Source organism: Paenimyroides ceti (assembly GCF_030409925.1).
Map to the genome: position 1 here is coordinate 1 of NZ_JAUFQU010000078.1, position 22,012 is coordinate 22,012.

At 36.5% G+C, this 22,012-nt stretch carries 51 protein-coding genes and 9 pseudogenes; 33 read left to right on the forward strand and 27 right to left on the reverse strand.

The window, feature by feature from the left end; translation table 11 throughout:
• Window positions 1-32: 32 nt before the first annotated feature.
• The 4 genes from QW060_RS25255 to QW060_RS25270 are packed head-to-tail and all read right to left on the reverse strand — an operon-like array spanning window position 33 to window position 1,059.
• Complete coding sequence (locus QW060_RS25255; RefSeq protein WP_290365419.1) at window positions 33-158, reverse strand: hypothetical protein; 126 nt, start codon at window positions 156-158, stop codon at window positions 33-35.
• A complete protein-coding gene (locus QW060_RS25260) occupies window positions 136-279 on the reverse strand; it encodes a hypothetical protein (RefSeq protein WP_290365420.1) in 144 nt (47 codons plus the stop codon). The genes QW060_RS25255 and QW060_RS25260 overlap by 23 nt, the downstream gene beginning before the upstream one ends.
• On the reverse strand, window positions 279-539 hold the full coding sequence (locus QW060_RS25265) for an aminotransferase class I/II-fold pyridoxal phosphate-dependent enzyme (RefSeq protein WP_317623264.1): 261 nt from the start codon (window positions 537-539) through the stop codon (window positions 279-281). Before QW060_RS25265 ends, QW060_RS25260 begins: the two co-directional genes overlap by 1 nt.
• Complete coding sequence (locus QW060_RS25270; RefSeq protein WP_290365421.1) at window positions 517-1,059, reverse strand: winged helix-turn-helix domain-containing protein; 543 nt, start codon at window positions 1,057-1,059, stop codon at window positions 517-519. The genes QW060_RS25265 and QW060_RS25270 overlap by 23 nt, the downstream gene beginning before the upstream one ends.
• Before the next feature lie 81 nt (window positions 1,060-1,140).
• On the opposite strand from QW060_RS25270, the gene QW060_RS25275 reads away from it, so the two are divergent.
• From QW060_RS25275 to QW060_RS25295, 5 genes and pseudogenes are all read left to right on the forward strand, one after another.
• Window positions 1,141-1,308: a hypothetical protein gene (locus tag QW060_RS25275; protein WP_290365422.1), complete on the forward strand. Its 168-nt coding sequence runs from the start codon at window positions 1,141-1,143 to the stop codon at window positions 1,306-1,308.
• Window positions 1,309-1,363: 55 nt separating this feature from the next.
• Window positions 1,364-1,672, forward strand: coding sequence for a hypothetical protein (locus tag QW060_RS25280; protein WP_290365423.1), 309 nt, complete (start codon window positions 1,364-1,366; stop codon window positions 1,670-1,672).
• A 195-nt stretch (window positions 1,673-1,867) separates the two neighbouring features.
• Complete coding sequence (locus tag QW060_RS25285) at window positions 1,868-2,041, forward strand: hypothetical protein (RefSeq protein ID WP_290365424.1); 174 nt, start codon at window positions 1,868-1,870, stop codon at window positions 2,039-2,041.
• Window positions 1,969-2,630 (forward strand): annotated as a pseudogene (locus tag QW060_RS25290) (aminotransferase class I/II-fold pyridoxal phosphate-dependent enzyme). Before QW060_RS25285 ends, QW060_RS25290 begins: the two are co-directional and overlap by 73 nt.
• Entirely contained in the window at window positions 2,603-2,764 is a 162-nt protein-coding gene (locus tag QW060_RS25295) for a hypothetical protein (RefSeq protein WP_290365425.1), read from the forward strand. The pseudogene QW060_RS25290 and the gene QW060_RS25295 overlap by 28 nt, the downstream one beginning before the upstream one ends.
• Before the next feature lie 6 nt (window positions 2,765-2,770).
• Here QW060_RS25295 and QW060_RS25300 read toward each other — a convergent pair whose 3' ends face one another.
• Window positions 2,771-2,905 carry a hypothetical protein gene (locus QW060_RS25300; protein WP_290365426.1) on the reverse strand — a complete coding sequence of 45 codons (135 nt, stop codon included), beginning with the start codon at window positions 2,903-2,905 and terminating at the stop codon, window positions 2,771-2,773.
• Between QW060_RS25300 and bioD the strand changes: the two are divergent.
• The 8 genes and pseudogenes from bioD to QW060_RS25335 all read left to right on the forward strand — a co-directional run.
• Window positions 2,864-3,217 (forward strand): annotated as a pseudogene (gene bioD, locus QW060_RS28750) (ATP-dependent dethiobiotin synthetase BioD); the annotation flags it as partial. The gene QW060_RS25300 and the pseudogene bioD sit on opposite strands and share 42 nt — an antisense overlap.
• Before the next feature lie 3 nt (window positions 3,218-3,220).
• Window positions 3,221-3,361 (forward strand): hypothetical protein, encoded by a 141-nt coding sequence (locus QW060_RS28275; protein WP_317623258.1) that lies wholly within the window; start codon window positions 3,221-3,223, stop codon window positions 3,359-3,361.
• Window positions 3,362-3,412: 51 nt separating this feature from the next.
• Window positions 3,413-4,404, forward strand: a pseudogene (gene bioB, locus QW060_RS25310) (biotin synthase BioB).
• Window positions 4,405-4,522: 118 nt separating this feature from the next.
• A pseudogene (locus QW060_RS25315) lies at window positions 4,523-5,082 on the forward strand (aminotransferase class III-fold pyridoxal phosphate-dependent enzyme).
• A gap of 84 nt (window positions 5,083-5,166) precedes the next feature.
• Window positions 5,167-5,343 (forward strand): hypothetical protein, encoded by a 177-nt coding sequence (locus QW060_RS25320; RefSeq protein WP_290365427.1) that lies wholly within the window; start codon window positions 5,167-5,169, stop codon window positions 5,341-5,343.
• A complete protein-coding gene (locus QW060_RS25325; protein ID WP_290365428.1) occupies window positions 5,301-5,474 on the forward strand; it encodes a hypothetical protein in 174 nt (57 codons plus the stop codon). Before QW060_RS25320 ends, QW060_RS25325 begins: the two co-directional genes overlap by 43 nt.
• A 31-nt stretch (window positions 5,475-5,505) precedes the next feature.
• A complete protein-coding gene (locus tag QW060_RS25330) occupies window positions 5,506-5,640 on the forward strand; it encodes a hypothetical protein (RefSeq protein WP_290365429.1) in 135 nt (44 codons plus the stop codon).
• A gap of 147 nt (window positions 5,641-5,787) precedes the next feature.
• Window positions 5,788-5,934, forward strand: a complete 147-nt coding sequence (locus QW060_RS25335; protein WP_290365430.1) for a hypothetical protein — start codon at window positions 5,788-5,790, stop codon at window positions 5,932-5,934.
• A gap of 267 nt (window positions 5,935-6,201) precedes the next feature.
• Here the strand turns inward: QW060_RS25335 and QW060_RS28755 are convergent, their stop codons facing one another.
• The 8 genes from QW060_RS28755 to QW060_RS25370 all read right to left on the reverse strand — a co-directional run bounded on the left by QW060_RS28755 (window position 6,202) and on the right by QW060_RS25370 (window position 8,543).
• Window positions 6,202-6,336: an HD domain-containing protein gene (locus QW060_RS28755; protein WP_397386139.1), complete on the reverse strand. Its 135-nt coding sequence runs from the start codon at window positions 6,334-6,336 to the stop codon at window positions 6,202-6,204.
• Window positions 6,299-6,541, reverse strand: a complete 243-nt coding sequence (locus QW060_RS25340; RefSeq protein WP_290365431.1) for a hypothetical protein — start codon at window positions 6,539-6,541, stop codon at window positions 6,299-6,301. The genes QW060_RS28755 and QW060_RS25340 overlap by 38 nt, the downstream gene beginning before the upstream one ends.
• Before the next feature lie 12 nt (window positions 6,542-6,553).
• A complete protein-coding gene (locus QW060_RS28930) occupies window positions 6,554-6,823 on the reverse strand; it encodes a DUF3817 domain-containing protein (RefSeq protein WP_450091489.1) in 270 nt (89 codons plus the stop codon).
• A gap of 192 nt (window positions 6,824-7,015) precedes the next feature.
• Entirely contained in the window at window positions 7,016-7,309 is a 294-nt protein-coding gene (locus QW060_RS25350) for a hypothetical protein (protein ID WP_290365433.1), read from the reverse strand.
• Window positions 7,310-7,479: 170 nt separating this feature from the next.
• Window positions 7,480-7,632, reverse strand: coding sequence for a hypothetical protein (locus QW060_RS25355; RefSeq protein ID WP_290365434.1), 153 nt, complete (start codon window positions 7,630-7,632; stop codon window positions 7,480-7,482).
• Window positions 7,633-7,849: 217 nt separating this feature from the next.
• Window positions 7,850-7,984, reverse strand: coding sequence for a hypothetical protein (locus tag QW060_RS25360; protein WP_290365435.1), 135 nt, complete (start codon window positions 7,982-7,984; stop codon window positions 7,850-7,852).
• 181 nt (window positions 7,985-8,165) lie between these two features.
• Entirely contained in the window at window positions 8,166-8,348 is a 183-nt protein-coding gene (locus tag QW060_RS25365; protein ID WP_290365436.1) for a methylated-DNA--[protein]-cysteine S-methyltransferase, read from the reverse strand.
• Window positions 8,349-8,402: 54 nt separating this feature from the next.
• The gene (locus QW060_RS25370) at window positions 8,403-8,543 is read right to left on the reverse strand and encodes a methylated-DNA--[protein]-cysteine S-methyltransferase (protein ID WP_290365437.1); all 141 of its coding nucleotides are present in this window, start codon (window positions 8,541-8,543) and stop codon (window positions 8,403-8,405) included.
• Window positions 8,544-8,733: 190 nt separating this feature from the next.
• On the opposite strand from QW060_RS25370, the gene QW060_RS25375 reads away from it, so the two are divergent.
• The 13 genes and pseudogenes from QW060_RS25375 to QW060_RS25425 all read left to right on the forward strand — a co-directional run bounded on the left by QW060_RS25375 (window position 8,734) and on the right by QW060_RS25425 (window position 12,557).
• Window positions 8,734-8,895 (forward strand): hypothetical protein, encoded by a 162-nt coding sequence (locus QW060_RS25375; RefSeq protein ID WP_290365438.1) that lies wholly within the window; start codon window positions 8,734-8,736, stop codon window positions 8,893-8,895.
• An 11-nt stretch (window positions 8,896-8,906) separates the two neighbouring features.
• The gene (locus tag QW060_RS25380) at window positions 8,907-9,101 is read left to right on the forward strand and encodes a DUF1003 domain-containing protein (RefSeq protein ID WP_290365439.1); all 195 of its coding nucleotides are present in this window, start codon (window positions 8,907-8,909) and stop codon (window positions 9,099-9,101) included.
• A gap of 197 nt (window positions 9,102-9,298) precedes the next feature.
• On the forward strand, window positions 9,299-9,466 hold the full coding sequence (locus QW060_RS25385) for a hypothetical protein (protein ID WP_290365440.1): 168 nt from the start codon (window positions 9,299-9,301) through the stop codon (window positions 9,464-9,466).
• Entirely contained in the window at window positions 9,436-9,624 is a 189-nt protein-coding gene (locus QW060_RS25390) for a hypothetical protein (protein ID WP_290365441.1), read from the forward strand. Before QW060_RS25385 ends, QW060_RS25390 begins: the two co-directional genes overlap by 31 nt.
• A gap of 23 nt (window positions 9,625-9,647) precedes the next feature.
• Window positions 9,648-9,818, forward strand: coding sequence for a hypothetical protein (locus QW060_RS25395; protein ID WP_290365442.1), 171 nt, complete (start codon window positions 9,648-9,650; stop codon window positions 9,816-9,818).
• Window positions 9,776-10,183, forward strand: coding sequence for a hypothetical protein (locus tag QW060_RS25400; RefSeq protein ID WP_290365443.1), 408 nt, complete (start codon window positions 9,776-9,778; stop codon window positions 10,181-10,183). The genes QW060_RS25395 and QW060_RS25400 overlap by 43 nt, the downstream gene beginning before the upstream one ends.
• 63 nt (window positions 10,184-10,246) lie before the next feature.
• Complete coding sequence (locus QW060_RS25405; RefSeq protein ID WP_290365444.1) at window positions 10,247-10,462, forward strand: hypothetical protein; 216 nt, start codon at window positions 10,247-10,249, stop codon at window positions 10,460-10,462.
• 285 nt (window positions 10,463-10,747) lie between these two features.
• Entirely contained in the window at window positions 10,748-10,870 is a 123-nt protein-coding gene (locus tag QW060_RS28280; RefSeq protein ID WP_317623259.1) for a hypothetical protein, read from the forward strand.
• A 102-nt stretch (window positions 10,871-10,972) separates the two neighbouring features.
• Window positions 10,973-11,367: pseudogene (locus tag QW060_RS28285) on the forward strand (alpha/beta hydrolase fold domain-containing protein).
• 20 nt (window positions 11,368-11,387) lie between these two features.
• The gene (locus tag QW060_RS28295) at window positions 11,388-11,495 is read left to right on the forward strand and encodes an alpha/beta hydrolase fold domain-containing protein (RefSeq protein WP_317623262.1); all 108 of its coding nucleotides are present in this window, start codon (window positions 11,388-11,390) and stop codon (window positions 11,493-11,495) included.
• 262 nt (window positions 11,496-11,757) lie between these two features.
• Window positions 11,758-11,883, forward strand: coding sequence for a hypothetical protein (locus tag QW060_RS25415; RefSeq protein ID WP_290365445.1), 126 nt, complete (start codon window positions 11,758-11,760; stop codon window positions 11,881-11,883).
• Window positions 11,884-12,015: 132 nt separating this feature from the next.
• Complete coding sequence (locus QW060_RS25420) at window positions 12,016-12,450, forward strand: alpha/beta hydrolase (RefSeq protein WP_290365446.1); 435 nt, start codon at window positions 12,016-12,018, stop codon at window positions 12,448-12,450.
• Entirely contained in the window at window positions 12,393-12,557 is a 165-nt protein-coding gene (locus QW060_RS25425; protein ID WP_290365447.1) for a hypothetical protein, read from the forward strand. Before QW060_RS25420 ends, QW060_RS25425 begins: the two co-directional genes overlap by 58 nt.
• A gap of 94 nt (window positions 12,558-12,651) precedes the next feature.
• Here QW060_RS25425 and QW060_RS25430 read toward each other — a convergent pair.
• From QW060_RS25430 to QW060_RS25450, 5 genes and pseudogenes are all read right to left on the reverse strand, one after another.
• Window positions 12,652-12,882 (reverse strand): annotated as a pseudogene (locus QW060_RS25430) (LytTR family transcriptional regulator DNA-binding domain-containing protein); the annotation flags it as partial.
• A gap of 453 nt (window positions 12,883-13,335) precedes the next feature.
• Window positions 13,336-13,536 carry a hypothetical protein gene (locus QW060_RS25435; protein ID WP_290365448.1) on the reverse strand — a complete coding sequence of 67 codons (201 nt, stop codon included), beginning with the start codon at window positions 13,534-13,536 and terminating at the stop codon, window positions 13,336-13,338.
• Between the two features lie 134 nt (window positions 13,537-13,670).
• Complete coding sequence (locus tag QW060_RS25440) at window positions 13,671-13,796, reverse strand: hypothetical protein (protein WP_290365449.1); 126 nt, start codon at window positions 13,794-13,796, stop codon at window positions 13,671-13,673.
• Between the two features lie 14 nt (window positions 13,797-13,810).
• Window positions 13,811-14,011, reverse strand: a complete 201-nt coding sequence (locus QW060_RS25445) for a histidine kinase (protein WP_290365450.1) — start codon at window positions 14,009-14,011, stop codon at window positions 13,811-13,813.
• 19 nt (window positions 14,012-14,030) lie between these two features.
• Complete coding sequence (locus tag QW060_RS25450; protein WP_290365451.1) at window positions 14,031-14,204, reverse strand: hypothetical protein; 174 nt, start codon at window positions 14,202-14,204, stop codon at window positions 14,031-14,033.
• On the opposite strand from QW060_RS25450, the gene QW060_RS25455 reads away from it, so the two are divergent.
• A complete protein-coding gene (locus QW060_RS25455; RefSeq protein WP_290365452.1) occupies window positions 14,198-14,410 on the forward strand; it encodes a hypothetical protein in 213 nt (70 codons plus the stop codon). The genes QW060_RS25450 and QW060_RS25455 overlap by 7 nt on opposite strands.
• Before the next feature lie 434 nt (window positions 14,411-14,844).
• On the opposite strand, the pseudogene QW060_RS25460 reads toward QW060_RS25455, so the two are convergent.
• Window positions 14,845-15,684, reverse strand: a pseudogene (locus QW060_RS25460) (transketolase).
• A 54-nt stretch (window positions 15,685-15,738) separates the two neighbouring features.
• On the opposite strand from QW060_RS25460, the gene QW060_RS25465 reads away from it, so the two are divergent.
• The 4 genes from QW060_RS25465 to QW060_RS28305 all read left to right on the forward strand — a co-directional run bounded on the left by QW060_RS25465 (window position 15,739) and on the right by QW060_RS28305 (window position 17,851).
• Window positions 15,739-16,347, forward strand: coding sequence for an MFS transporter (locus QW060_RS25465; RefSeq protein WP_290365453.1), 609 nt, complete (start codon window positions 15,739-15,741; stop codon window positions 16,345-16,347).
• Window positions 16,340-16,675: a hypothetical protein gene (locus tag QW060_RS25470; protein WP_290365454.1), complete on the forward strand. Its 336-nt coding sequence runs from the start codon at window positions 16,340-16,342 to the stop codon at window positions 16,673-16,675. The genes QW060_RS25465 and QW060_RS25470 overlap by 8 nt, the downstream gene beginning before the upstream one ends.
• A gap of 765 nt (window positions 16,676-17,440) precedes the next feature.
• On the forward strand, window positions 17,441-17,581 hold the full coding sequence (locus QW060_RS28300; RefSeq protein ID WP_317623253.1) for an ATP-binding cassette domain-containing protein: 141 nt from the start codon (window positions 17,441-17,443) through the stop codon (window positions 17,579-17,581).
• A 105-nt stretch (window positions 17,582-17,686) separates the two neighbouring features.
• Window positions 17,687-17,851, forward strand: coding sequence for a hypothetical protein (locus QW060_RS28305; protein ID WP_317623263.1), 165 nt, complete (start codon window positions 17,687-17,689; stop codon window positions 17,849-17,851).
• Window positions 17,852-17,874: 23 nt separating this feature from the next.
• On the opposite strand, the gene QW060_RS25480 is transcribed toward QW060_RS28305, so the two are convergent.
• Window positions 17,875-18,066: a hypothetical protein gene (locus tag QW060_RS25480; RefSeq protein WP_290365455.1), complete on the reverse strand. Its 192-nt coding sequence runs from the start codon at window positions 18,064-18,066 to the stop codon at window positions 17,875-17,877.
• Window positions 18,067-18,077: 11 nt separating this feature from the next.
• Here QW060_RS25480 and QW060_RS25485 point away from each other — a divergent pair, with 11 nt between their 5' ends.
• Together QW060_RS25485 and QW060_RS25490 are read left to right on the forward strand one after the other, a co-directional pair.
• Window positions 18,078-18,242 carry a hypothetical protein gene (locus tag QW060_RS25485; RefSeq protein WP_290365456.1) on the forward strand — a complete coding sequence of 55 codons (165 nt, stop codon included), beginning with the start codon at window positions 18,078-18,080 and terminating at the stop codon, window positions 18,240-18,242.
• A gap of 38 nt (window positions 18,243-18,280) precedes the next feature.
• Window positions 18,281-18,427, forward strand: coding sequence for a hypothetical protein (locus QW060_RS25490; RefSeq protein WP_290365457.1), 147 nt, complete (start codon window positions 18,281-18,283; stop codon window positions 18,425-18,427).
• 146 nt (window positions 18,428-18,573) lie between these two features.
• Here QW060_RS25490 and QW060_RS25495 read toward each other — a convergent pair whose 3' ends face one another.
• The 7 genes and pseudogenes from QW060_RS25495 to QW060_RS28760 form a co-directional block, all read right to left on the reverse strand.
• Window positions 18,574-18,843, reverse strand: coding sequence for a cation transporter (locus tag QW060_RS25495; RefSeq protein WP_290365458.1), 270 nt, complete (start codon window positions 18,841-18,843; stop codon window positions 18,574-18,576).
• A pseudogene (locus tag QW060_RS25500) lies at window positions 18,844-19,365 on the reverse strand (pseudouridine synthase).
• 770 nt (window positions 19,366-20,135) lie between these two features.
• A pseudogene (locus QW060_RS25505) lies at window positions 20,136-20,582 on the reverse strand (FAD-binding oxidoreductase).
• 94 nt (window positions 20,583-20,676) lie between these two features.
• A complete protein-coding gene (locus QW060_RS25510; RefSeq protein ID WP_290365459.1) occupies window positions 20,677-20,844 on the reverse strand; it encodes a hypothetical protein in 168 nt (55 codons plus the stop codon).
• Window positions 20,845-20,986: 142 nt separating this feature from the next.
• A complete protein-coding gene (locus tag QW060_RS25515; RefSeq protein WP_290365462.1) occupies window positions 20,987-21,061 on the reverse strand; it encodes a hypothetical protein in 75 nt (24 codons plus the stop codon).
• A gap of 57 nt (window positions 21,062-21,118) precedes the next feature.
• Window positions 21,119-21,493 (reverse strand): FAD-binding oxidoreductase, encoded by a 375-nt coding sequence (locus QW060_RS25520; protein WP_290365460.1) that lies wholly within the window; start codon window positions 21,491-21,493, stop codon window positions 21,119-21,121.
• Window positions 21,494-21,613: 120 nt separating this feature from the next.
• Window positions 21,614-21,763: a hypothetical protein gene (locus QW060_RS28760; protein WP_397386138.1), complete on the reverse strand. Its 150-nt coding sequence runs from the start codon at window positions 21,761-21,763 to the stop codon at window positions 21,614-21,616.
• Window positions 21,764-22,012 lie beyond the last annotated feature (249 nt).

A 22,012-nucleotide genomic window follows, 5' to 3' on the forward strand; every position in this document is an offset into this window, starting at 1 on the left:
CCCGGTGCCAGCGATTTACCAAAAGAACCTGCTTAAATACCATTCCGTGGTATCTGCACTTGCCAAGGCAAAACAGCACTTTTATCATAGTGAAAATCATAATCATAGTCCATCTTCCAGAATGAAAATCCGTATTCATTGGCCAGATCCAGGTTCAATTCTGCGTCGGGCACTTAGTGTAACAGTAGTTGGATAATGATGATGAGGGGTCAGATACAGCATTCGTATCCGATGCTTACGGCACAAATCACGAACAGCACTGTTTGTATCCTTCGGCATCAATCAGTTACCTGAAGAATATGGGCACCGGATTTCTGAAAGATCATGTTTACCGAAAAGTAACTCAGAGAGGCTACCACAACAATATCGCCTGCGTTTAATAGTATTTCAGAAATAATATAAACGCTCATCTCCATACTGCGTGTAATGAGGACATTTTTTTTAGAAATATGCAACCCGCGGGACAGATTGAGATAATTAGACAGGTTTTCTTTAAAATATTCGCTGCCTTCCTGATTAATATCCGAATTTACGCTGATTGCTTTTGCGCTTCATATTAGAACTGTACAAACGGGATAAATATTCTATCTGTGTAAGTCTTATATCAGGTGTTCCGTCATTAAAGACATATTCACAGGCAGAGTGTTCAAAAGGATTGTCTAAGAGATTGGATTCTGTGAATGAATACCCTGTTTTTTGAGGATATAATGCCAGCTGATGTTCTAATGAAATCTGAAAACGATCTGGTCTCTCTTCTTTTTTACGCAATACAAACGTTCCTTTATTAGGCCGTGTTTCTACCCATCCCTGTGCATCGAGTTCTTCATAGACCGCCACAATGGTTTTGCGGTGTACTTCCAGAATTTCACTAAGCATACGCGTTCCCGGCAATTTCGTTCCGGCATTCAGATAGCCTCTCTGTATCGCATTAATCAGTTGATAGGCAATCTGCAGATAAACAGCCGTAGCCGATGTACGGTCAATTTGTACAAAACTTTGATAAGGAATTATAACCGGACTACTCATAATATAAAAAGTGGCACCATTTGATAGCCGCAAGATACTACTTTTGCCATAAACTAAAAATAGTATGCATAATTTACTTCAACATCTGGTAAATGACAATGAATTACATTCAAAGTGCTCAATACCTTATCTTTTATGGAAAATGCAGGAGCCCGAAAAATCTCTTTGTGTGAGCATCCTTCAAAAGTAGATTTGCTGCAACTCAAACATGCAGCAGAAGAACACCGACATGCTTATTATCTAAAAAAACAGATTGTAAAATCAGTCCCAAAAGTTGTGTAACCTATACCAACGATGAATTACTGGCAGCCAAGCTACCCGCTATTATTTAGATATTTTGGATGTAAAAACGAGTCGCTATCTGAAAACACATTTTGAATTGAGCGGTTATGCCCTAAAACATGCGGCCTATTTATTTGTGACCTATGCTATTGAGGTACGTGCAGATGAACTGTATCCACAATATCAGAAAGTGCTTACGCAGAACAAACACAAAGTGATGGTGAAATCCATTATTGCAGAGGAAGAAGGACATCTGGAAGAAATGATTCTGCAACTCCAAAACTTCCATAAAGACTGGGAACAACATGCGCATGCTATTCTCCTTATGGAGCAGTCGTTGTTTACAGAATGGATTACGCTATAAAACAGATTAAAAGATGCTTAGTACCCTCTCATTTCTGAGCAAGCCATTGAGAAACGAAAACAGGAAAAAGTTTTACGACAACTCCCAGCTGCTAAAAACGGAATAGATTTCTATTCTAATGATTATCTGGGGTTTTCTACAGAATCCGGATTAACAGAAATAGTAGTAAACGAAATAATACAACAACCCGATTTGTTGAAAGGTGCTACGGGCTCAAGACTTATAAGCGGTAATTCTGATCGCACCATGCAGGTAGAATCCTTTTTGGCACATAAACATCAGGTCAGAGTGCGCTATTGTTTCCTTCGGGTTATACAGCTAATACGGCTTTTTTTTCGTCCGTACCGCAACGTGGCGATACAATATTAATGGATGAATGTATCCACCGATCAGTACGGGATGGGGTGAGATTATCTGATGCTCACAAAATCAAGTTTCGTCATAATGATATGCAGCATCTGGAGGAATTATTAAAAAGATCCCGGGTAACTGCTTTATTGCAGTTGAAAGTCTTTATTCTATGGACGGAGATTTTGCTCCGTTGCATGCCTTAACTCTAATAGCAAAACGATATAATGCGAATTTGGTTGTAGATGAAGCCCACGCATTCGGCATATTCGGATATGGACTTGTAAGTCAAAAAAAACTACAGCATCGGGTATTTGCAACAATGATTACATACGGAAAAGCATTAGGCTTACACGGAGCAGCTATCTTAGGAACTGAATTGCTTATTTCTTTTCTCATCAATTTCAGTTCAGCTTTTATCTATACAACCGGAAGTAGTGATTTGTATGCCATAAGCATTCAGAAAGGATATGAATTTCTAAAAGAAAATCCCGAAAGAATACAGGATCTCCAAAATAATATTCTTTTGTTGAGAAACAGCGGACTACCCTTTCGTCTGCTTCAGAAAGTCCGATACAGATTTTGCGTGGGACAACAATTTCTTGTGTAAAGAACCTACAACAACAGCTGGAAAAAGAAGGATTTTTGACTTTTGCAGCTCTTGCTCCTACTGTAAAGAAAGGTGAAGAAGACTTCGAATCTGTTTGCACAGCTATAATTCATCGGATGAAATTAACCAGTTGAGTGATCTCATAAAAAAACATTTATAATGACTATAACACCCGAAAAATTATTTGTAACCGTATCGGAACCGGTATTGGCAAAACAATTTGTTCCGCTGTACTGACCGCTTATTTTAAGGCTGATTACTGGAAACCTATACAATCAGGAGACTTGAAACAGACAGACAGTATGATGATAAAACATCTCGTAAAGCTCCTGTGGTTATACATCCCGAAAGATATTCTTTAGAACTGGCTGCCTCTCCTCATAAATCAGCAGCTAAGGAAAACCTACCATACATCTTGAAGATTTCCAATTACCTGAAACGAATAATTCTTTGATTGAGAAGGTGCCGGCGGGCTTTGTGTTCCCCTTTCTGACGATGTCTATATCATTGACCTCATAAAAAAATTAGGCCTCCCGGCAGTACTGGTCGCAAAGGACTATCTGGGGTGTATCAATCATACTTTATTATCCTTGGACATGCTGCGAAAAAATAAAATTCCGTTGGCCTACTTTATGTTCAATGGCACTTTGATCCTGATACCTACCGCATCATTGCTAAAAATCTGGAAGCATCAACAAAAATTCTACAGATTCCGCATCTCAAAACAATAAACAAACATAACCTCAACAAGATTGTACAACAACTAACAAATATCTGATCGTATGCAAACAACAGAACCACTAAGACACAACTGGACAAAAGAAGAGATTGAAGCTATCTACCAAAAACCTTTACTGGAATTGGTCTATGAGCTGCTACCGTCCCCAGACAATGGCATAAAGCTTCAGAAATACAGGTATGTACACTGCTTTCTGTAAAAACCGGAGGATGCCCTGAAGACTGCTCCTACTGCGGGCAGGCTGCCAGATATCATACTGATATCAAAGTACAGGCACTATTACCCACCGAAACGGTTATTGCACATGCAAAAAAAGCGAAAGACGCCGGATCATCCCGATTCTGTATGGCAGCAGCCTGGCGGGAAGTACGCAATAACCGGGATTTTGACCGTATCATTGATATGTGAAAGGAGTCAATGAATTAGGCCTTGAAGTATGCTGTACACTGGTATGCTTACAGAAGAACAGGCTTTGAGATTACAGGAAGCCGGACTTCATGCGTACAACCACAATCTGGATACTTCGGAAGCCTATTATGATGAAATTATATCTACCCGAAAATTTGACAATCGTATAAAAACCCATTCAAAATGTAAGAAAAGCCGGAATTACAGTTTTGTTCCGGAGGCATCATTGGATTGGGAGAAACAGCTGCAGATCGCATTTCCATGCTGCTGACACTGGCTACAATGCCTAAACATCCTGAATCGGTTCCGGTAAATGCTCTGGCACGGGTAAAGGCACGCCGCTTGAAAATCAGCCAAAAGTACCCATCTGGGATATGGTACGTATGATTGCTACTGCCCGTATTATTATGCCAGCATCTGTAGTACGGTTAAGCGGGGGCGCATTGAGATGACGGAAGAAGAACAGGCATGGTGCTTTATGGCAGGAGCCAATTCTATTTTTACAGGAGAACGCGAAACGTTATTGGTTACCCCAAATCCGGAGTTAGTGAAGATATGCAAATGTTTCAAAATTTAGGATTACAACCTATGGTCAAAGAAAAAGAAGCCGTATGTACAACGATCTGAAACAAAGAGACAGAGCGGTAAACTGGCATCCGTATACTCAAATGAAAGCGGCTTCTGAGATAATACAATCGTTAAGGGAAAAGATGCGTACCTTTTTGATGATAAGGGCAATCGTTATATCGATGCGGTTTCTTCGTGGTGGGTTACCTTACACGGTCATGCACATCCCTATATTGCACAAAAGTATCGGAACAGTTACTGCAACTGGAACAAGTGGATATTTGCAGGTTTTACGCATGAACCTGCGATAAAGCTTTCCGAAAATCTCCTGAAATTACTGCCTGTAAATCAAACTAAAGTTTTTTATACCGACAACGGATCTACTGCGGTTGAAGTAGCTTTGAAAATGTGCATTCAGTATGCACATAATAAGGGATTGAAAAAAAATAAAATCCTTTCTTTCACAATGCCTATCATGGTGATACTTTTGGTGCCATGTCTGTAAGCAGCAGAACTGTATGGACACAGCCTTTTGGAGAAATGCTTTTTGAAGTGATTTTTATCGATGTGCCGACAAAAGATAATCTGGAGGAATTAAAGAAAACAATTGACCTCTATTCTGATGAATTGGCCTGTTTTATATATGAGCCTCTTGTACAGGGAGCAGCCGGAATGCTCATGCATGAACCTGAAGACCTCAGTGCGTTGATGCAATACTGCCGGTTAAAAATATTTTAATGGTTCAGGATGAAATTTTTGTAGTTTTGGTCGTACAGGCAAATTGTTTGCAGCGGATTATTTAACAGAAAAACCGGATATTATGTGCTTTTCAAAAGGCCTGACAGGAGGTACTTTTCCTTGGGAATGACTACTTGCTCTGAAGCTGTTTATGAAGCTTTTTATGCTGATGACGCCTGTAAAGCATTATTCCACGTCATTCTTTTACCGCCAACCCTTTGGCTTGTACTGCTGCGCTGGCCAGTCTGGATTTGCTTTTGAAAAAACAAACTCTTGAAAATATTGAAAGAATATGTTCGGAGCATCAACAGTTTTTAAATGAAATAAAAGACCATTTAGCTATAAAATCTATTCGTCAACGCGGTACCATTCTGGCATTGGAATTAAAATAACAGAAGAAACATCCTATTTCAAACAGGCAATATGAAAGCCTGTATCCTTATTTTTGAGCAAAGGTATTATCTTACGCCTTTAGGGAATATTCTTTATCTGGTACCTCCCTATTGTATCTCAACTTCTGATTTGAGATATATTTACCAAGCATACAGACGGCTTTGAATTTATAAACTATATAAAGCTATCGGTCTCCGGTAGCTTTGTTTTTAAAGTTTTCAGGAAAAAAACCGTTTAACCAAATACACTTTATCCCTCTCATACATTTGTCAAGTAAGTTTATTGAAATATTCGCTATATCCAACTATTTGTATGGATATATTCTATCATTCTTCATCAAGAGCGTTTTTACCTGCCATTTGTGCGAATCCCATTTGTACAAAATATCAGCTCTCGTCCCTTCTCTATGATGAAATTTTCCATAGTATAAATAATATCCTGTTTAAATCCTTTTCTTGAATAAGATTTATCAACTTCCAATATGAATTTTTTAGTTAACTGAAATTTATTTTATCCGATTACATCCATAGCAGCCCCTTGGAGAGAAAAAGGATTCATTTCCATACTTTTCTTGTCTATCACAGGATTCAAATGCATATCAATGGCTTGTTTAACAATGTGTAGCTTTATTCTTATCTAACCCATTTTCCAAGCAAAAATTTTGACTGAATTCACCTCCATAATTGGCAAAACATTGTTGTGAACAAATATGATTATGTTTTTCACTTATCCTATATCATGTAAAATTGATGAGACAAACAATAATTCATTATCTATATTTAGTTTTTCTGATAATGCAAATCCTGCACTCCAAAAATAGGTTCTATATGAATGATAAAATAAAATAGAAATTAAAACTATCCTGTGCTTCCTCTATTGCTTTACTACATAATGATGAATCAGGAATTAATATATCTTTAAAATCAAATTTCATATATCTTTTTATATTTAGTAAAGCCAATGCTTTATTGTATTTTTCTTTGATTTGTGATTCAATAAGCATCATTTTAAATTTTTTTATTTCATTTTGCTTAAAATTCCTGATGCAGGGATGATAATTTTCCATTGTTAAAAGGTTTTATATTTTATTTAGAATCTTTCTGTCGATATAGAAAGTACCGAACGGAATAATACAGGCTATCAACACTATCCATGTGGTTTTGCTGAATTTCCATTGCTTTCTATCCCTACATTCAACGTATTGAATACGAAAAGTAGAAATAAAGCTCCATGTAATGGTCCGATGAACTGCGAAATGTTCGGATAAGAAAAAAAATATTTTAACGGCATAGCGATAAATACAAGGATAAGTAATGAAATCCCCCTCTAAAATGGCAATTATCCGCAATCGTCCAATTTTGTGTCTTTACAATTGTATCATTTTTTTATATTCTTTTAGTGTTTATCTGCTTATTTAATGTGACTGATGTATTCCAAAATCAGCTTTTACCCGTATATAGGGTCTTTGGGCAAAAAAGAAAATGGCAGGAATGGCTAAAAAATAATCAGTAAAGCAACTGAAAACCATATAAGCAATGTTCTATACTGGCTGTACTTTCTTCTTTTCTTTTGCCAAAGATGAACCTATGGTTATCATCACAACTGCGACAAGCATAAGCAAAGGATGTAGAAAGCCATAAAAAGCAATTTCGATATGTTGTAAGGAAGTACCTGTATTTTTCCAAAAATAAGATGCGAACGGACTTTTGATATAAGTATCATTCCGATAATGAGTTGGATATGTGCTATTGTAGCTGTCCAGTGTCTTACTTGATTGTCGTAATCCGAAATCCCTATGCGATTTATAACCCTGAATACGCTCTGCCGATAGCATACAAAAGAGAGAGAAGTACAAGCCATCTGCATATAGAATGTAAAGGAATAAGAAATGCGTACATTGCTTCTGAATTTTAATGAAGCAAAGATAAAGTAAAAAACATACTAATTGGTATGTTTTGTAAAATAAAAATTATTTAAGAGAATTTAGGTAATTCTTTAGTTCATTTAAATAAGTGCGATAGACATTGCTTTCGCTATCCATTCTACCAAAATTGCGTATGCCCCAATAGCTTGAAATGATAAAAGGGCAACGGATTTCGATTGTACATCAGCGTTTATAAAGCCTTCTTTTTTTCCCGCTTCGATATTTGAAACCATTATTTTTGCCATTCATCTGTCACTTCTATAAGTACTTCTGTAAAAACAATATTTTTTGGTGCCATTTCCTGTATGAAGTTGGAAAGCGGACAACCCTGCTCAAATTTCATAAACTCATTATCGATAAAAGCATAGTAACCATTATATAAAGAGCTTCAACTGAATTAGTTTCAAGGCTAAAAATACGTGTAATCTGTGCTAAGAATTTGGGGTTTTATTATCTCTCTGATAATAGCAACCCCCATTCGTCTTTATTTTTGAAATGATATAAAGTGCTCCTTTGGTAACTTTGGTCGTCGCCAAAAATCGTCAATACTTGTAGTCTGGTAACCGTTGATATAAATAAGCTCATAAGCCTTTTTCAAAATGGTTAAACGAGTTGCTTCTGCTTTTTTCATATTAAATACTATTTGGTATTTTTTAAGCAAAGAAAATTATTTTTCGCTATATCTACAATATGAATTAATTTTTTTTACTGCCCTTTTCTTATTCCTCATCCCAAAGTGTGGGTTGTGTCTGTGATCTTTCGAGAGCTAACAGAAATGCTTTATTTTTAATCCGCCTGCAAATCCTGTCAGTTTACCGGATGTACCTATAACACGATGGCATGGAGCAATGATAGAAATAGGATTTTTACCGTTGGCTCCCCCTACTGCCCTGACGGACTTTTCATGGCAATTTCTCTGCCAGATCACCATAGCTTCTCGTTTCTCCATAAGAATTTTCAATAACTGTTGCCATATTTGTTGTTGAACGCAGTACCGGAAAGTCTAAAGGGAGTCAAATACTTTGCGCTTTTTAGCAAAATACTCCTGAAGTTGAATTGCGGTTTCCACCAATACAGGATGTTCATCAAAACGCATCCCTTCTGAAAGGGTCACCCGTGTTGCGTCATCGTTTTCCCACAACACAGCCGCCAGTCCCTTTTCTGTTGCGATCAGTTTAATACTCCAACCGGAGTAGCGATTATGTATGGTAATTAGACAATATGTTATGTAGTTTTTTGTTTAAGTTTATATTACTAAGATACGGCATTCCCCTATTCTTTCAATGATCTCTAAAAATTTTTATTACATTAGTAGATACTAAAACTTCTTAACAATGCAACAGGACGAAATCAATACCATGATTGATCAGAGCAATGAAAACCTGCGCAAGCTTCAAAAAATTGTAGCCACTACAAGGAAGAAGAGCAGCTCATCATCAATAATTTGCTACATCACCAAAAGAAATATTATCAAGCGGACAGCGGATATCCGATAAGGTAGCGCGATTTGGCGGTAGCTGAGATTCATCATTATTTTTACACTGGTTTTAGCCGTTTGATTGTATTCAATACGATGGCAGCAAAAGAACTTGAATTCGATCCGTATCCGTTTATCCTTATGAATCTTGTATTGTCCTGTATTGCGGCTCTTCAGGCTCCCATTATCATGATGAGCCAGACGTCAGAAGAAAAAACCGTATGAGAGGAGAAAATGATTACCTCATCAATTTTAAAAGCGGAACTCGAAATACGCAGCCTACATCAAAAACTGGATCTTTTGCTCAATGAAGAAATTAAAGCATTATATAATCTCAGGTAGCCCAATTAAAATTACTGGAAAAACTGGAAGAGAAAATCGAAAAGATGGAAAAAAAATAAACGGATAACTACCGTTTTATAATGATGGATATAATTACTGCTCAGTCATTCAAATCACTGAAATCCATGAGTTATACTTTTCCAATGAAAGGTTATTTTTGTGATAATGTTATCAATTGTTTTGCACCAATACAAAATGTCTTTTTTATGAAAAAAATATGCCTCCAATTCTGTTTTTGTTTCCTTTAATAGCAAATGCTCAGCATCTTGATTCATTATCGACCAACATAAGCTCTTCAGTTATTGCTGCCTACTTTGAAAAAATTGATAAAGAAGATTTATTTATCTGGTTCCTTTTCAAAAAAAAGATTTATGGGGCTATCTTGATAAAAGAACCTTACAGGTAAGACTTCCTGCCGTTTTCGATCAGTTGTTTTATAAGGGAGAAGGCTATATAGAAGTTTTTTATGACACTGTTTCCTTAACAGATTATATTGTAACTGTTGACAAGTCAGGAAAAATCAACTTTCAGATTTCTGTAATAAGCTTAATGAAGCTTTGCCTCCCGGACTTTTTTCACGTGCTTATTCACAAAATATAGAAGTTCTTTCTTCTGCAGAAGGTAACAACGGATTTCAATATACCATGGACGAAGATTATATTGATATTACTGCTTATTCAGATTTATACCGCTCGCATGATAAAAATCAACCGCTGCTGATTCCGATGAAGATTGACAACAAAATAGTTGCCATAGCTGGCAAAAAAAGTGAAGATCCGCATCTTACCTCCTATGGCATCATTGATCCACAGGGAAACACTCTTTCTGGGTTTGATTTTAAACACAACCGAATTATCCCTATTAAGGTAACCGTGATACCAAAGATGTATGGTTTCTGGTACAGCAGTCGAAAAATAACAATAATGCATATAGTTACCTCAACCACAAAGGATACTACCGCTTAAAGAACCATTACCCCAATCTGTATATTATTACTACCGTCTTCTCAAAAAGATTATCCATTCTATATGCCTCATGAGCATACGTTAGGTTATATTCTGGTGGAAAATAAAATTTTTGATCTTTACGAATTGAAACAGGAAAAACAACTCGCAGAAGAATATCAAGGTTTGTGGATTTCTTATGCAATAGCCACACCTCTGGAAAAAGATACCGTTGAAGAAAAGAGAAAAAAAGCACATCTGTATATTTGGGTAAAAAGGAAAACAAATATTTTACATTGATTTATATGGAAATGAATACCTGCCAATCGATTAAAATCCTGATTAAAAAAAAGAGCTTGGTATAACCAAATTTCCATTTTTATGGATTAGTGATTGGGCTTGTTTTAAATTAATGTATAAATTTATATAGTAACCTAAATCCGATCTTATAACAGAGATCGAACTATAAACCTCTAAACTCTGATACATTATGGCGCATACCAACATTCCTGCACATCAAGATCCTGAAATTTCTAAAGACATTCGTGAATTTCTAAAGAACTCAATAATGAAGGTGGCAAACCTATGGAAGAAATGACTCCTGAAGAAGCCCGTCAGGTACTTATTGATGCTCAAAAATCTGTTGATTTTGATTATTCCGATATTGAAGAATCTGAAAGAACCATTACACAGATGGACTTACTGTAAACATTCATATTGTAAAACCTGCGGGTTCCGGGACTAACTTACCCGTATTTATGTTTTTTCACGAGGAGGAGGGTTTTAGGCGATTATCCAACTCATAAACGATTGGTACGTGATTTAGTTGTAAACAGCGGAGCAATTGCCGTATTTCCTGATTATACTCCCTCACCCGAAGCTCAGTATCCTGTTGCTGTAAACGAAGCCTACGCTGCTACGAAATGGGTAGCTGAAAACGGAAAAGAAATCGGTGTTGATGGCTCAAGACTTGCCGTAGCCGGTAATAGTGTTGGTGGAAATATGGCAACCGTAGTTGCGCTTATGGCTAAAGATAAAATGGGTCCAGAAATTGCCTATCAGTTTTATTATGGCCTGTGACGGACGCGGATTTTACCCGTGAATCGTATATAAAATATGCACAGGATCGTTTTTTAACCACTCCTATGATGAAATGGATGTGGAATCATTATACGACAGATCTCAATAAACGCAAAGAAAAATAGCATCACCGCTACAGGCTACCTTGCAGGAATTAAAAAACCTGCCTCCGGCTCTGGTTCAGATTGCAGAAAATGATATTCTTCATGATGAAGGACTTGCGTATCCCGAAAACTCGATGAAGCGGGTGTAACCAACAACCATAAAGGTATATAAAGGCTTATACATGACTATGGAATGCTGAATCCGTTGGCACACATTCCGGCAGTACAGACTTCTGTACATCAGGCTTCCATTGCTTTAAAAAAAGCACTGAATCCTGAATAATACGAATGAAAAAGATCATAAATAAAAAGAGGGAAATAGCTCTCTTTTTTTTATTTTTACGGTTAATAACCTAACTGTCTTTTGGCAGTTATAATCAATAACTTTACCCGAATATATATGAAAACAAAATGGATGCTGCTTTTATGTTCCGCCTTTTAATTGGAATTGTATTCCTTACCGGATGTACCAAAATAAATAATACATCAAATGATCCGTTCCGGTTCATGATACCTTTACCATTGCTTCTAAAATAGTAAATGAAAACAGAGTCATCAATGTATGGATTCCCGAAGCCTACGCGAAAGAAGGAAACCCCCTACCTGTAATGTATATGGCGACGGAGGCGTAAAAGAAGATTTCCTCATATTGCCAATACGTTTGCTAAATTGATCAAAGCAAAAAAAATTCCTGCCTTTATTTTAGTGGGTATTGAAAATACGCAACGCAGAAGAGATCTGACAGGACCTACAGAAGTGGCTGAAGACAAAGAAATTGCACCGGTTGTAGGCGGTTCAGAAAAATTCAGAGCTTTTTTGAAAGAAGAGCTGTTTCCTGAAATCAGTTCGCGTTATAAAACAACTTCAGACAGAGGAATATTAGGAGAATCACTTGCCGGATTATTTGTTATGGAAACATTCCTGTTACAGCCTGATATGTTTACTTATTATATCGCATTTGACCCTTCATTGTGGTGGAATGACAATGCTCTTGTAAAAGCAGCCAAAAATACCCTTGGACATTTACCGGCAGATAAAAAAACGGTTTGGTTTGCCGGTCTTCAGATATCGCAACTTACACCGATGAACTTGCTACTGTTTTAAAAGAAGAAAATGTTTCAGGACTCAGATGGCTTTATTCGCATGAACCGAAAGAACAACATTCTACGATACTAAGAGCTACAAAAAAAAGCACTGATATGGGCTCTTAATTAAAACAGAATTCTTTTTAATACTCAAAAATTACAGGATACTGGCTCTTGCAGTATCCCTGTTTTATATCGCTATTTTCCTGGTTAATTATGTTTAGTTTTCATATACCTTATCGCGATAACTTGAGCCTACGGGTATCGTTTTTTTATTGGTCAATACAATTACCTGCTGTTCAATATAGTTAATCATACGCAGATTTATAAAAAATGATTTATGTACACGGCATATATATTCCAAATGTTTCAGGTTTTCTTCTATAGAAGATAAAGTACCGTGAACCATCACTTTTTCTGATGTGTATATATACACAGATAATTTCTCATCCCTTCTATATACAACAGTTCTCCCGGATCTATTTTTATAAGTCTCTTATCGCTTTTTACATAAAAACTATCATCATCTTTATCTAAACTACTGTTTTGCTTTATGGCTTGTTTGTATTGCGAGAACAGGCAACGCCTTCTGTATCGCTTTAGAAAACCGGTCGAGTGAAATGGGTTTTAAGAGATAGTCTATAGCATTGTGTTCAAATGCATCTAAGGCATATTGATTATAAGCAGTAGTATATATAATGGCAGGCGATGATTGAACATATTTTAAAATCTGTTCCGCTGATTTCAGGCATTTTAATGTCCAGAAAAATCAGGTCTATGTTTTTATCTCTGTTCAGAAAGCAATAAGCTCAAAAACATTATTGCACACTCCCTGTAATTCCAATACCTCAAATTTTGAAATGTGATGTATTAAGCACATCCTGAGCCAGTTTTTCATCATCTACTACGAGACATCTGATTTTTTTTTCCATACCTTACAAATTAATTTTGAGGTTATTGTAAATACATCGTCTTTTTTTTCCAAGTCTATTTTGTGCATAGCCGGATAAAGCAATTGCAAGCGTTTGCGTATGTTATCTATACCAATACCTCCTATTTTTTTTACTGCTGTTTCTTTAAAGTTGTTTTCACATGTAAATATCAAGCATTCTCCTTATAGTGAAGAGAAGCCTTGATATAAGAATGTCCGACTGTAGAGTCAATACCATGCTTGAAAGCATTTTCATCAAAGAATAAAAGCATTGTGTGCAATCCTGATGGTATCATTTATTCCTTCACTCACAAAAGATACATCTGCTCTTTCAGAAATGCGAAGGGATTCGATTGCAATATACGTATTGATAATATGTATTTCATCGCGTACGGCACTTCTTTTTCCTGAGCTTCATATAGAGAATACCGCAAAATATCAGATAGTTTTAAATAACATCAGGAGTTTCATGGATGTTTTCAGCGATAATGCATAAGACTGTTAGAACATTAAACAAAAAATGCGGACTTATTTGGGATTTAAGTAATTGAAGTTCTGCCAAATCTGCTGGCTTTCTATCTGCTTTTGTTCTTATTTTAAGAATAAGTTCCTGCATGACATAGCCTATTGCCATTAGAACAGTAATCATCAAAACACCCGGAAAAACATCAAAGCAATATTGGTAGTTTTTTTAAAAATTCCGAGATGTGTATGTAATCGCTAATGGGAGTAAAATCATTTAACTCATTGGTATGAAAGGTCTGTTTCAGCCAATTGAGATAATTTCCCTGTATGAAAATTATTGCTATAATACACCTGCCATTGATAAGAAGAAATGGCAAAATATTTCTGTTTTTACGCACTAAAGGAAAAAACAAAAATTATTAAATCCAGGACGGAACAAAAAGCAATACATTTATACATCACGTATGGACTAAAGGAAGTTTTCCATCATTATTATCTATTGCGGTATATAGACCCACCTAAACTTTTCAATTTTTGGTTTCATTTTTCTCATCAATACAAAGACAGGTTCAAAAAAAGGTGATGAAAAATGTCATCTGTACTTTTATCTCATAATAGTTACATGGAAGATTGAAAATGACATCACTTTTATTCATGCTACCAATTCAACTTTGGCGTCAAATAAAGGAGATTCCTGCAAAAGAAGTATACATTTTATCATTCTAAACCACTACATTGCGCTCAAGTCCGAACGGATTTAAAGGAATTCTTTTTCCTTCTTTATACATGAGCGTTTCATAGAATAACTGGCATAATTTATTTCTATCAGATTCGTTTCTTACTTCCTAAATAGATACTGATATCATATCCGAAATTCTGTTCAGAAAAGATCTGTCTTTTAAAGAATATACCAGTTTTTGTTGAGTTCACAGTAGGTTTAGACTGCTGAATCCTGTGTAACTGATCAGGAAAATTCCTAAAAATAAACTTATTTTTTTCATAGTATTTTTTGTTTTATTAATAATCTCCCAAAGTCATTCCGTTTGTGGTTCCAGAGCCTGTGCCACTGGTCATCATTAGGGGCTTTTCCATGCCATGCATGCGTATCATCATAAAATCTACAACCGTTACCCATTTCGGTATGCAACATGATGGGCAACAGGTTTTCCATTTCCGTTTTGGATTTTGCCTTTCCAATCCTTCAATTACTTTTTCAAGGGTTTCCGTTTGGTATTTCCAATACCTCCCATCCAAACGCTTCATATTTATCTTTAATGCTAAACATATTAAGAACAACATCGTTGGTCCGTCTATCTGTTTTCCGTTTAAGTCTACAGTAGCAATTACATTATCCACTTTGTTGGCTGCAGCATACATAAGTGCCTCCCAGTTTTGTCCTTCCTGTAATTCTCCGTCCCCAAAAGCACATAAACAATTTATTGTCTTTATTCAATTTTTTAGTTTGTGCGGCTCCTACTGCCACAGATAATCCCTGACCTAATGAGCCTGAAGCTACACGTACTCCCGTAGATGGTCCGTGTAGTTGGGTGCCCCTGTAAGCGCGTATTGATTTTTTCTGAAGGTAAGCGAGTTCGCTTACCGGAAAATATCCGCTGCGGGCCAGATACTGTAAAACACCGAGATATATGCCCATTTGATAAAAAGAAAAGGTCTTCATCTACCCCATCCATATCAAAAGTGTCTTTGCGTCCATTGCAGATTGATACAAGGCTACAAAAAACTGTGTACATCCCAATGATCCGCCCGATGTCCTGAGTTTACGGCATGAACCATACGAAGAATATCTCTTCTGACCTGAATCGCTAATTGTTGTAATTGTTGTGTGTTAGGTTGCATTATTTGAAATATAATATTTAGACAAAGATAGTTTTTTTGCTATATTTCACCAATTTGAAAGCTTATAATTATTTTCCTTGTTCCCTCTCAAAATTCAGGTCTAAACAAGTACCTTGCAGAAGTTTTTGGTTGGTTATGAAAAATTTTGGAATAATTATCTGGACTCTTACAGAGTCTATCACGTGCACATGGATTCTGGCATTGGTTTATGTTTGTCAACCAAAGCGGATCTATGGTTTTACCTTTTTTGGGCGTGTATATGACCGCCAGTTTAGGTTTTTCCTTAAAAAGTGCCGGCATTGTACTGAGCTGTTTTGGTGTGGTTCTATTTTAGGATCTTTTGTAGGCGGCTGGCTTACGGATAAATTCGGATCTTTTAAAATTCAGACGATGAGTTTGTTTTGTTCGATTCCTTTTTATCTGATTCTGCCTTTTTTCAAATCATTTGAATCCTTGTGTATTGCGATTCTCTTTCTGAGTTGTCAAAGAAATTTTTCGCCCGCTAATAGTGCTTCCGTTTCCTATTATGCAAAACCTGAAAATCTGACACGGGCATTTTCTCTGAATCGAATGGCATTGAATCTTGGGTATTCTATAGGTCCAGCTATCGGAGGTTTTCTTGCCGCTGTTTCTTATGATTTCCTGTTTTACACCAATGCGTAATGTCTTTTTCAGCCGGTTTTGGTCTTTTTTCTCTATTTTCGTTCCAAAAAAGGAAACCAGTCTGAAAAAATGCATTGAACAGGATGTCAGGAAATACCTAAAGAAAAGAAACAAACTGCCTACAATGACAAAAGTTCATTTTGTTCAGTGTTTGTGTTGCTTTATATGCTTTTGCTTTTTTCAGATTTTAAATACGCTTCCTCTTTTCTATAAAAACGTCGCATTACTCGACGAAAAAAATGTAGGAATTTTAATGGCCTTTAACGGAATTATAGGTTTCACGCTGAGATGGCTCTGGTGCATTTTACAGAAAAGAAATTCACACTGAGTACAAGCTTATCATCGGATGTATTGTCTGCGTTTGTCTTAATTTGTTCTGCTCCCCTCACACGCCGTTTGGGTACTGTATTTTTCTATGGTTTCTCATCTGTATTTCAGAAATCCTGGTAATGCCTTTCTCCTCAACAGTTGCCGTAAATCGTTCCAATCCGTAAACAGAGGTTCCTATATGGGATAAAATGCAATTTCTTTGGCTATTGCTCCGTTGCGTCTCCGTTTGTTGGTACTCAGATAGCAGATCGTTTCGGTTTCAATACGCTATGGACCCTTAATAGATATTATTCATTCTGATGGCCAGTACAGGCTTTTATTGGATTATGAAAAAAAATTAAGTATTTTGGAATGGGTGTAATACAAACGAAAAATCTGAATATCGGATATGATCATAAAAAAGGAACGCAAGTCATTGCTAAAGATATTTCTGTTGTTTTAGAATCCGGTAAGCTTATTTCGCTACTGGGTAGCAACGGGATCGATATATACTTTTTAAAAACAATTTCAGGTATATTAGCTCCATTGTCGGTGTGTATGGCGTCGGTCTCCGTTTTTATTGATGATCAGCCTATTGAATCTTACAGTTCTTCAATCCTGTCTCAAAAATTGAGTCTGGTACTTACTGAAAAATTACCGGAAAGTTCGCTGACGGTATATGAACTGATTGCTGTGGGACGACAACCCTATACCAACTGGCTGGATCAATTGGCTCCACAGGACATTTCTCAGATAGAAAAAGCCATGGTACTAACTGATATAGATGCATTTAAAAAACAAAAAATATTACGAATTAAGCGACGGTCAGTTCCAAAAAGTATTGATTGCCAGAGCCATTGCACAGGATACTCCTATTATTATTCTGGATGAACCTTCTACCCATCTGATTTATATCACAAAGTAAAACTTTTAAATTATTAAAAAATCTGGCCGAAATACACATAAATGTATAGTATTCTCTACGCATGATCTGGATTTAGCACTTCAACTCAGCAATCAGATTATTTTAATGAAAAGGGACGGATTATACTTTGATACGCCGGATCAACTGATTAAACAGGGAGTATTTGATCATTTTTTTGATGATGAAACTATTATTTTTTTGACCGGAATAACAAACATTCAGAATCCGTTAGGTCTCTTCTTCTGGTGTTTTATAGGTGTTTCTGATTAAGTGAAAAGTTTTCATTGTCCAGTCTATTCTATGATCAAAAGCATGCTGACGTACGGACACTCTTCTTTGGTACAAATCTGGCAGGAGTATGTTCTGCAGCCATCTAAATGAACAAAAAGTTCAATACGGTCTCCGAAATGTTTACGGACAATGTCTTCAAGTATATCTACTTCATGATGCCCTTCATTGATATTGAAATACCAGGGCACTGTCATAGGCAGTCAAGGTGCAGGGTACTTCCGTATTTTATTATGCGGAGATTGTGCAAATCAATCCAATTCTCACGACGTTCTTGCTGCAAATGTCCACAACTTCTTCTAACAGTTCTACGTCTGTTTCATCCATGATACCGGATATGGCAGTTCTAAAATTTTATAGCCTGTATAAATAAAATACCCGCAAATATCAAAGCAATCACACTATCCAGCCATGGAAGCCGGTAAAGTACAGCACAATCAGTCCAACCACGATACCCTATGGTTGAATAGGTGTCTGACTGTAAATGTTTTCCGCTGGCAATCAATGCTACCGAATGTTTTTCCTGCCTTTTTTATAGCAAAGAATCCAACGATATAGTTGATAATGGCAGTTATGGAAACGAGATAGATTCCATATCGATTTGTGTAACTTGTTTCGGATAACGCAGGTTGGCTATGGCTTCATAGATGATGAGTGCACCGCAATGCTGAATAAGGCACCTTCCAGTGATGCCGATATAAATTCTACTTTACCATGCCCATACGGATGATATGATCTTTCGGAAGTGCGGATAAATACAGACTGTATAAACCTACAAAACCGGAAACAACATTAATAATACTTTCAAGCGTATCTGTAAGAATAGCTACTGAATCAGTGATGTACCAGGCTATAAATTTAATAACAAATAATGCCACACCGACAATAGCAACAATACGTTGGAATTTAAAGCTTTCATTGTGATAAAACGGATTACTCATTTTTCCAGTCAAAAAGTTTAACTTCTCCTGCATTTAATCCTTTAAATGAAAATCACCAACTCTAACACGGATCAGTCTCAATGTAGGAAACCCTACCGCAGCCGTCATTTTTCTAATCTGGCGAAACTTACTTCTGTGAGTGTAATAGAAATCCAGCTTGTAGGTCCGTGGCGTTCATCCCTAATGCGTCTGCCTTCACTGATCCATTCTGGGTTTCTCAATAAGTGTGGCACTACATTCTTTCGTAAGATATTTAGTTCCTTTTACACCAATTTGAACACCTTTTTAAGGATATCAATTGCCTGTTGATCGATAAATACCATCTAACTGAACTATGTATTCTTTTCTATATCCCGGCTTCCGCACCTGCTCGCTTACTACTCCATCAGTGGTTAATTAATAACAATCCTTCTGAATCTTCATCAAGTCTTCCGATCGCCATCGTTCCAGCCGGAAAAGGATACAAGTCCCCTAACATTTCTTTTTCCTTTGCTTTTCATAAATGAATTGAGACAGGTAACCGTGTGGTTTATGAAGTAAAAAATGTTGATGCATAGTATTGAAATCTTACTTCAAAAGTACATAAAACATTTTAATAAAGAATGTACTTATTATATTATAAAAATGAGAATAGCTTCTGCATCATCATTAAAGATCTGATCATTAAAAACGAATTATTTATATGATAAAAATTAAGTTTTTTTATATTTATGAGTTTATTCTAAAATAAATATATTTTTGTAAAACTATAAACAATTATTCTATGAAAAATTTTTATTCTAGTTTGGCTTTATCCCTGTATGATAAGTGTTACAAGTCTTACATCTTGTACCCCTGATTATGTAGAATACAACGGAGAAGCAACAGGCGGTAGTGTTGATAAAAGCTAAGTTAGTAGCAAAATGGGATCTGAAAACAGTCAAGCAAAGAATAACTACTATGGGAGTACCCGTTGATGGTCCGACAAAAAGCGTTTTCTTCTGGTAATCTATTCATGTAGAATGTAAAGAAGACGGGTACGCCGCTACTACTTATAATACAACGGATTCATTCGATAGAATGCTTTTTCGGCACTGAAAAGTTATACTGTTACAGGATCTGAACTACAAATGACTTATCCAACAATAGTCCATTAAATGTTACTGTTCAGACATTGAACGCCAGCAAACTTTGTTCGTTTTTAAAGAAACTCAAAAATGGGCTGGTCAGAAATTATTACTGAAACGATTTATAACTTTACGAAGTTATAAAAAAGAGCGATTTAAAAATCGCTCTTTTTTTATTGCTGTGGAAATATTTTTCCCGGATTCATAATATTTTTAAGGTCAAATACTTTTTAATAGCTTGCATAAGCTGTAAGTGAAGACGATTGAATGCGATATCCATATACTCTTTCGTACCCAGCCAATCCCGTGTTCACCGGAAAGGGTTCCCTCCAAATGAACCGTCAGTTCAAAGATTTCCCTGATTCCCTTCGGAACATTCGTTTTCCAATCTGTATCCGTCAGATTTTCTTAAATGATGTTTACATGTAAATTCCCATCTCCGGCATGTCCGTAACAAATGGAACGAAACCCGTATTTTTTACCAATCTCTTTTATTCCTTTTAGTAATACAGGTAATTCATATCGGGGAACTACAGTATCTTCTTCTTTATAGACTGTATTCTGTTTTACTGCCTCAGCAACATTTCTTCGCAGTTTCCATAACTTATTTTTTTGCTCTTCTGTATCGGCATATAAAACTTCATCGATAGCGTAAGCCTCCACCACCTGAACTATTTTTTCTGCTTCTGCAAAATAATACTTCCTGATAATTACCATCTACTTCGATATAGTAAATGAGCTTCAATTCCAGCATTAATACCTAAATCGCCAAAATCATTATATTGTAGCGTCCAGTCGATAGCGTCTCTTTCATGAATTCCAAAGCACTTGGTACTATTCCGGCTCTGAAAATAGCTGAAACGGCTTCTGCGCCTGCGTCATCGATAAAAGGTACCAGCATTAATATATTATAACGATTCTGAGGCAATAGCTTTAAAACAATCTGGGTAATGACTCCTAATGTCCCTCACTACCCACCAACAATTGCGTAAGATTAAGATCCTGTAGCATTCTTTAGCGTGTTTGCTCCGGTCCAAATGATCGCTCCATTGGGCAAAACGCCTCAAGGTTCAATACATATCTTTGGTTACTCCATATTTTACGGCTCTCGCACCACCTGCATTTTCTGCTATATTTCCTCCTATAAAACAACTGCCCTTACTACTCGGATCTACCGGATAGAAAAGTCTGCTTTGGTAACTTCATTTTGCAAGACTTCGGTAATGACGCCGGGTTGTTTTATGATCTGAAAATTTTTTCATCAATAGCAATAAGGCGGTTCTACGTTCTAATGAAAGTCCGATTCCTTTAGGAACTGCTAATAGACCGCCACTCCCAACCGGTTCTTGCTCTATAGGAACAACAGGTATTCTATATTCTGAAGCGAGCTTCATAATTTCTGACACTTCCACTGTCGTTTGAGGTTTTACCACAACAGATGGCGGAAAATTAAGATCTTCTGTATGGTCACTGCCATATTGCTTCAATACGTCCACATCACTAAAAACAAATGATGGAGAAACAATCTGCTGCAATGCAGTTATTACTTCTTCTGTAATATGATATTCTTTATCCATTATTCCGCTTCTTTAAGTCCAACTTTTTTCATATCGGTAAAAAGTAAGCAATAATACCTATCAGAGCAGATATGAGCATACAACGTAAATATAAGCTACGGAGTAAGATCTGCCCACCATCTAAAACTGCAGAACCCAATCCACCCATACCAAAAGCAAAACTAAAAACAATCCGGACACCATTCCTATTTTCTTAGCAATAACTCCTGAGCATATACCAATATCGCAGGAAAAGCAGACGAGATAATTCAAACCGATGATCACAATCAAAAATCCCTGTCCACTGCAAGCCTACATAGGGCAACAACAACGTAAAAGGTGCAGCTCCCAATACTGAAAACCATATTACGTATTTCTCCTATGTTATCACCAAAATAACCTCCTAATAAAGTCCTACTGCAACAGACAACAAAAAAAAAAAAGGTAAACCTGTGCCTGAATCTCATTTAAACCAAATTTATCCATGGTATAAAATTGGAAATAACTGGTTATACTTGCTACATAAAAATATTTAGAAAA

Coding starts and splice junctions, on each gene's coding strand:
- QW060_RS25260 (WP_290365420.1), bottom strand. CDS start 279: ATGCCGAAGGATACAAACAGTGCTGTTCGTGATTTGTGCCGTAAGCAT.
- QW060_RS25330 (WP_290365429.1), top strand. CDS start 5,506: ATGAAAGCCTGTATCCTTATTTTTGAGCAAAGGTATTATCTTACGCCT.
- QW060_RS25335 (WP_290365430.1), top strand. CDS start 5,788: ATGGATATATTCTATCATTCTTCATCAAGAGCGTTTTTACCTGCCATT.
- QW060_RS25340 (WP_290365431.1), bottom strand. CDS start 6,541: ATGGAAAATTATCATCCCTGCATCAGGAATTTTAAGCAAAATGAAATA.
- QW060_RS25350 (WP_290365433.1), bottom strand. CDS start 7,309: ATGCTATCGGCAGAGCGTATTCAGGGTTATAAATCGCATAGGGATTTC.
- QW060_RS25355 (WP_290365434.1), bottom strand. CDS start 7,632: ATGGTTTCAAATATCGAAGCGGGAAAAAAAGAAGGCTTTATAAACGCT.
- QW060_RS25360 (WP_290365435.1), bottom strand. CDS start 7,984: ATGAGCTTATTTATATCAACGGTTACCAGACTACAAGTATTGACGATT.
- QW060_RS25365 (WP_290365436.1), bottom strand. CDS start 8,348: ATGGAGAAACGAGAAGCTATGGTGATCTGGCAGAGAAATTGCCATGAA.
- QW060_RS25375 (WP_290365438.1), top strand. CDS start 8,734: ATGCAACAGGACGAAATCAATACCATGATTGATCAGAGCAATGAAAAC.
- QW060_RS25385 (WP_290365440.1), top strand. CDS start 9,299: ATGATGGATATAATTACTGCTCAGTCATTCAAATCACTGAAATCCATG.
- QW060_RS25390 (WP_290365441.1), top strand. CDS start 9,436: ATGCCTCCAATTCTGTTTTTGTTTCCTTTAATAGCAAATGCTCAGCAT.
- QW060_RS25405 (WP_290365444.1), top strand. CDS start 10,247: ATGCCTCATGAGCATACGTTAGGTTATATTCTGGTGGAAAATAAAATT.
- QW060_RS28280 (WP_317623259.1), top strand. CDS start 10,748: ATGGAAGAAATGACTCCTGAAGAAGCCCGTCAGGTACTTATTGATGCT.
- QW060_RS25415 (WP_290365445.1), top strand. CDS start 11,758: ATGGATGCTGCTTTTATGTTCCGCCTTTTAATTGGAATTGTATTCCTT.
- QW060_RS25445 (WP_290365450.1), bottom strand. CDS start 14,011: ATGATTACTGTTCTAATGGCAATAGGCTATGTCATGCAGGAACTTATT.
- QW060_RS25455 (WP_290365452.1), top strand. CDS start 14,198: ATGGCAAAATATTTCTGTTTTTACGCACTAAAGGAAAAAACAAAAATT.
- QW060_RS25470 (WP_290365454.1), top strand. CDS start 16,340: ATGCGTAATGTCTTTTTCAGCCGGTTTTGGTCTTTTTTCTCTATTTTC.
- QW060_RS28300 (WP_317623253.1), top strand. CDS start 17,441: ATGCATTTAAAAAACAAAAAATATTACGAATTAAGCGACGGTCAGTTC.
- QW060_RS28305 (WP_317623263.1), top strand. CDS start 17,687: ATGAAAAGGGACGGATTATACTTTGATACGCCGGATCAACTGATTAAA.
- QW060_RS25480 (WP_290365455.1), bottom strand. CDS start 18,066: ATGACAGTGCCCTGGTATTTCAATATCAATGAAGGGCATCATGAAGTA.
- QW060_RS25490 (WP_290365457.1), top strand. CDS start 18,281: ATGGAAGCCGGTAAAGTACAGCACAATCAGTCCAACCACGATACCCTA.
- QW060_RS25495 (WP_290365458.1), bottom strand. CDS start 18,843: ATGCAGGAGAAGTTAAACTTTTTGACTGGAAAAATGAGTAATCCGTTT.
- QW060_RS25520 (WP_290365460.1), bottom strand. CDS start 21,493: ATGGATAAAGAATATCATATTACAGAAGAAGTAATAACTGCATTGCAG.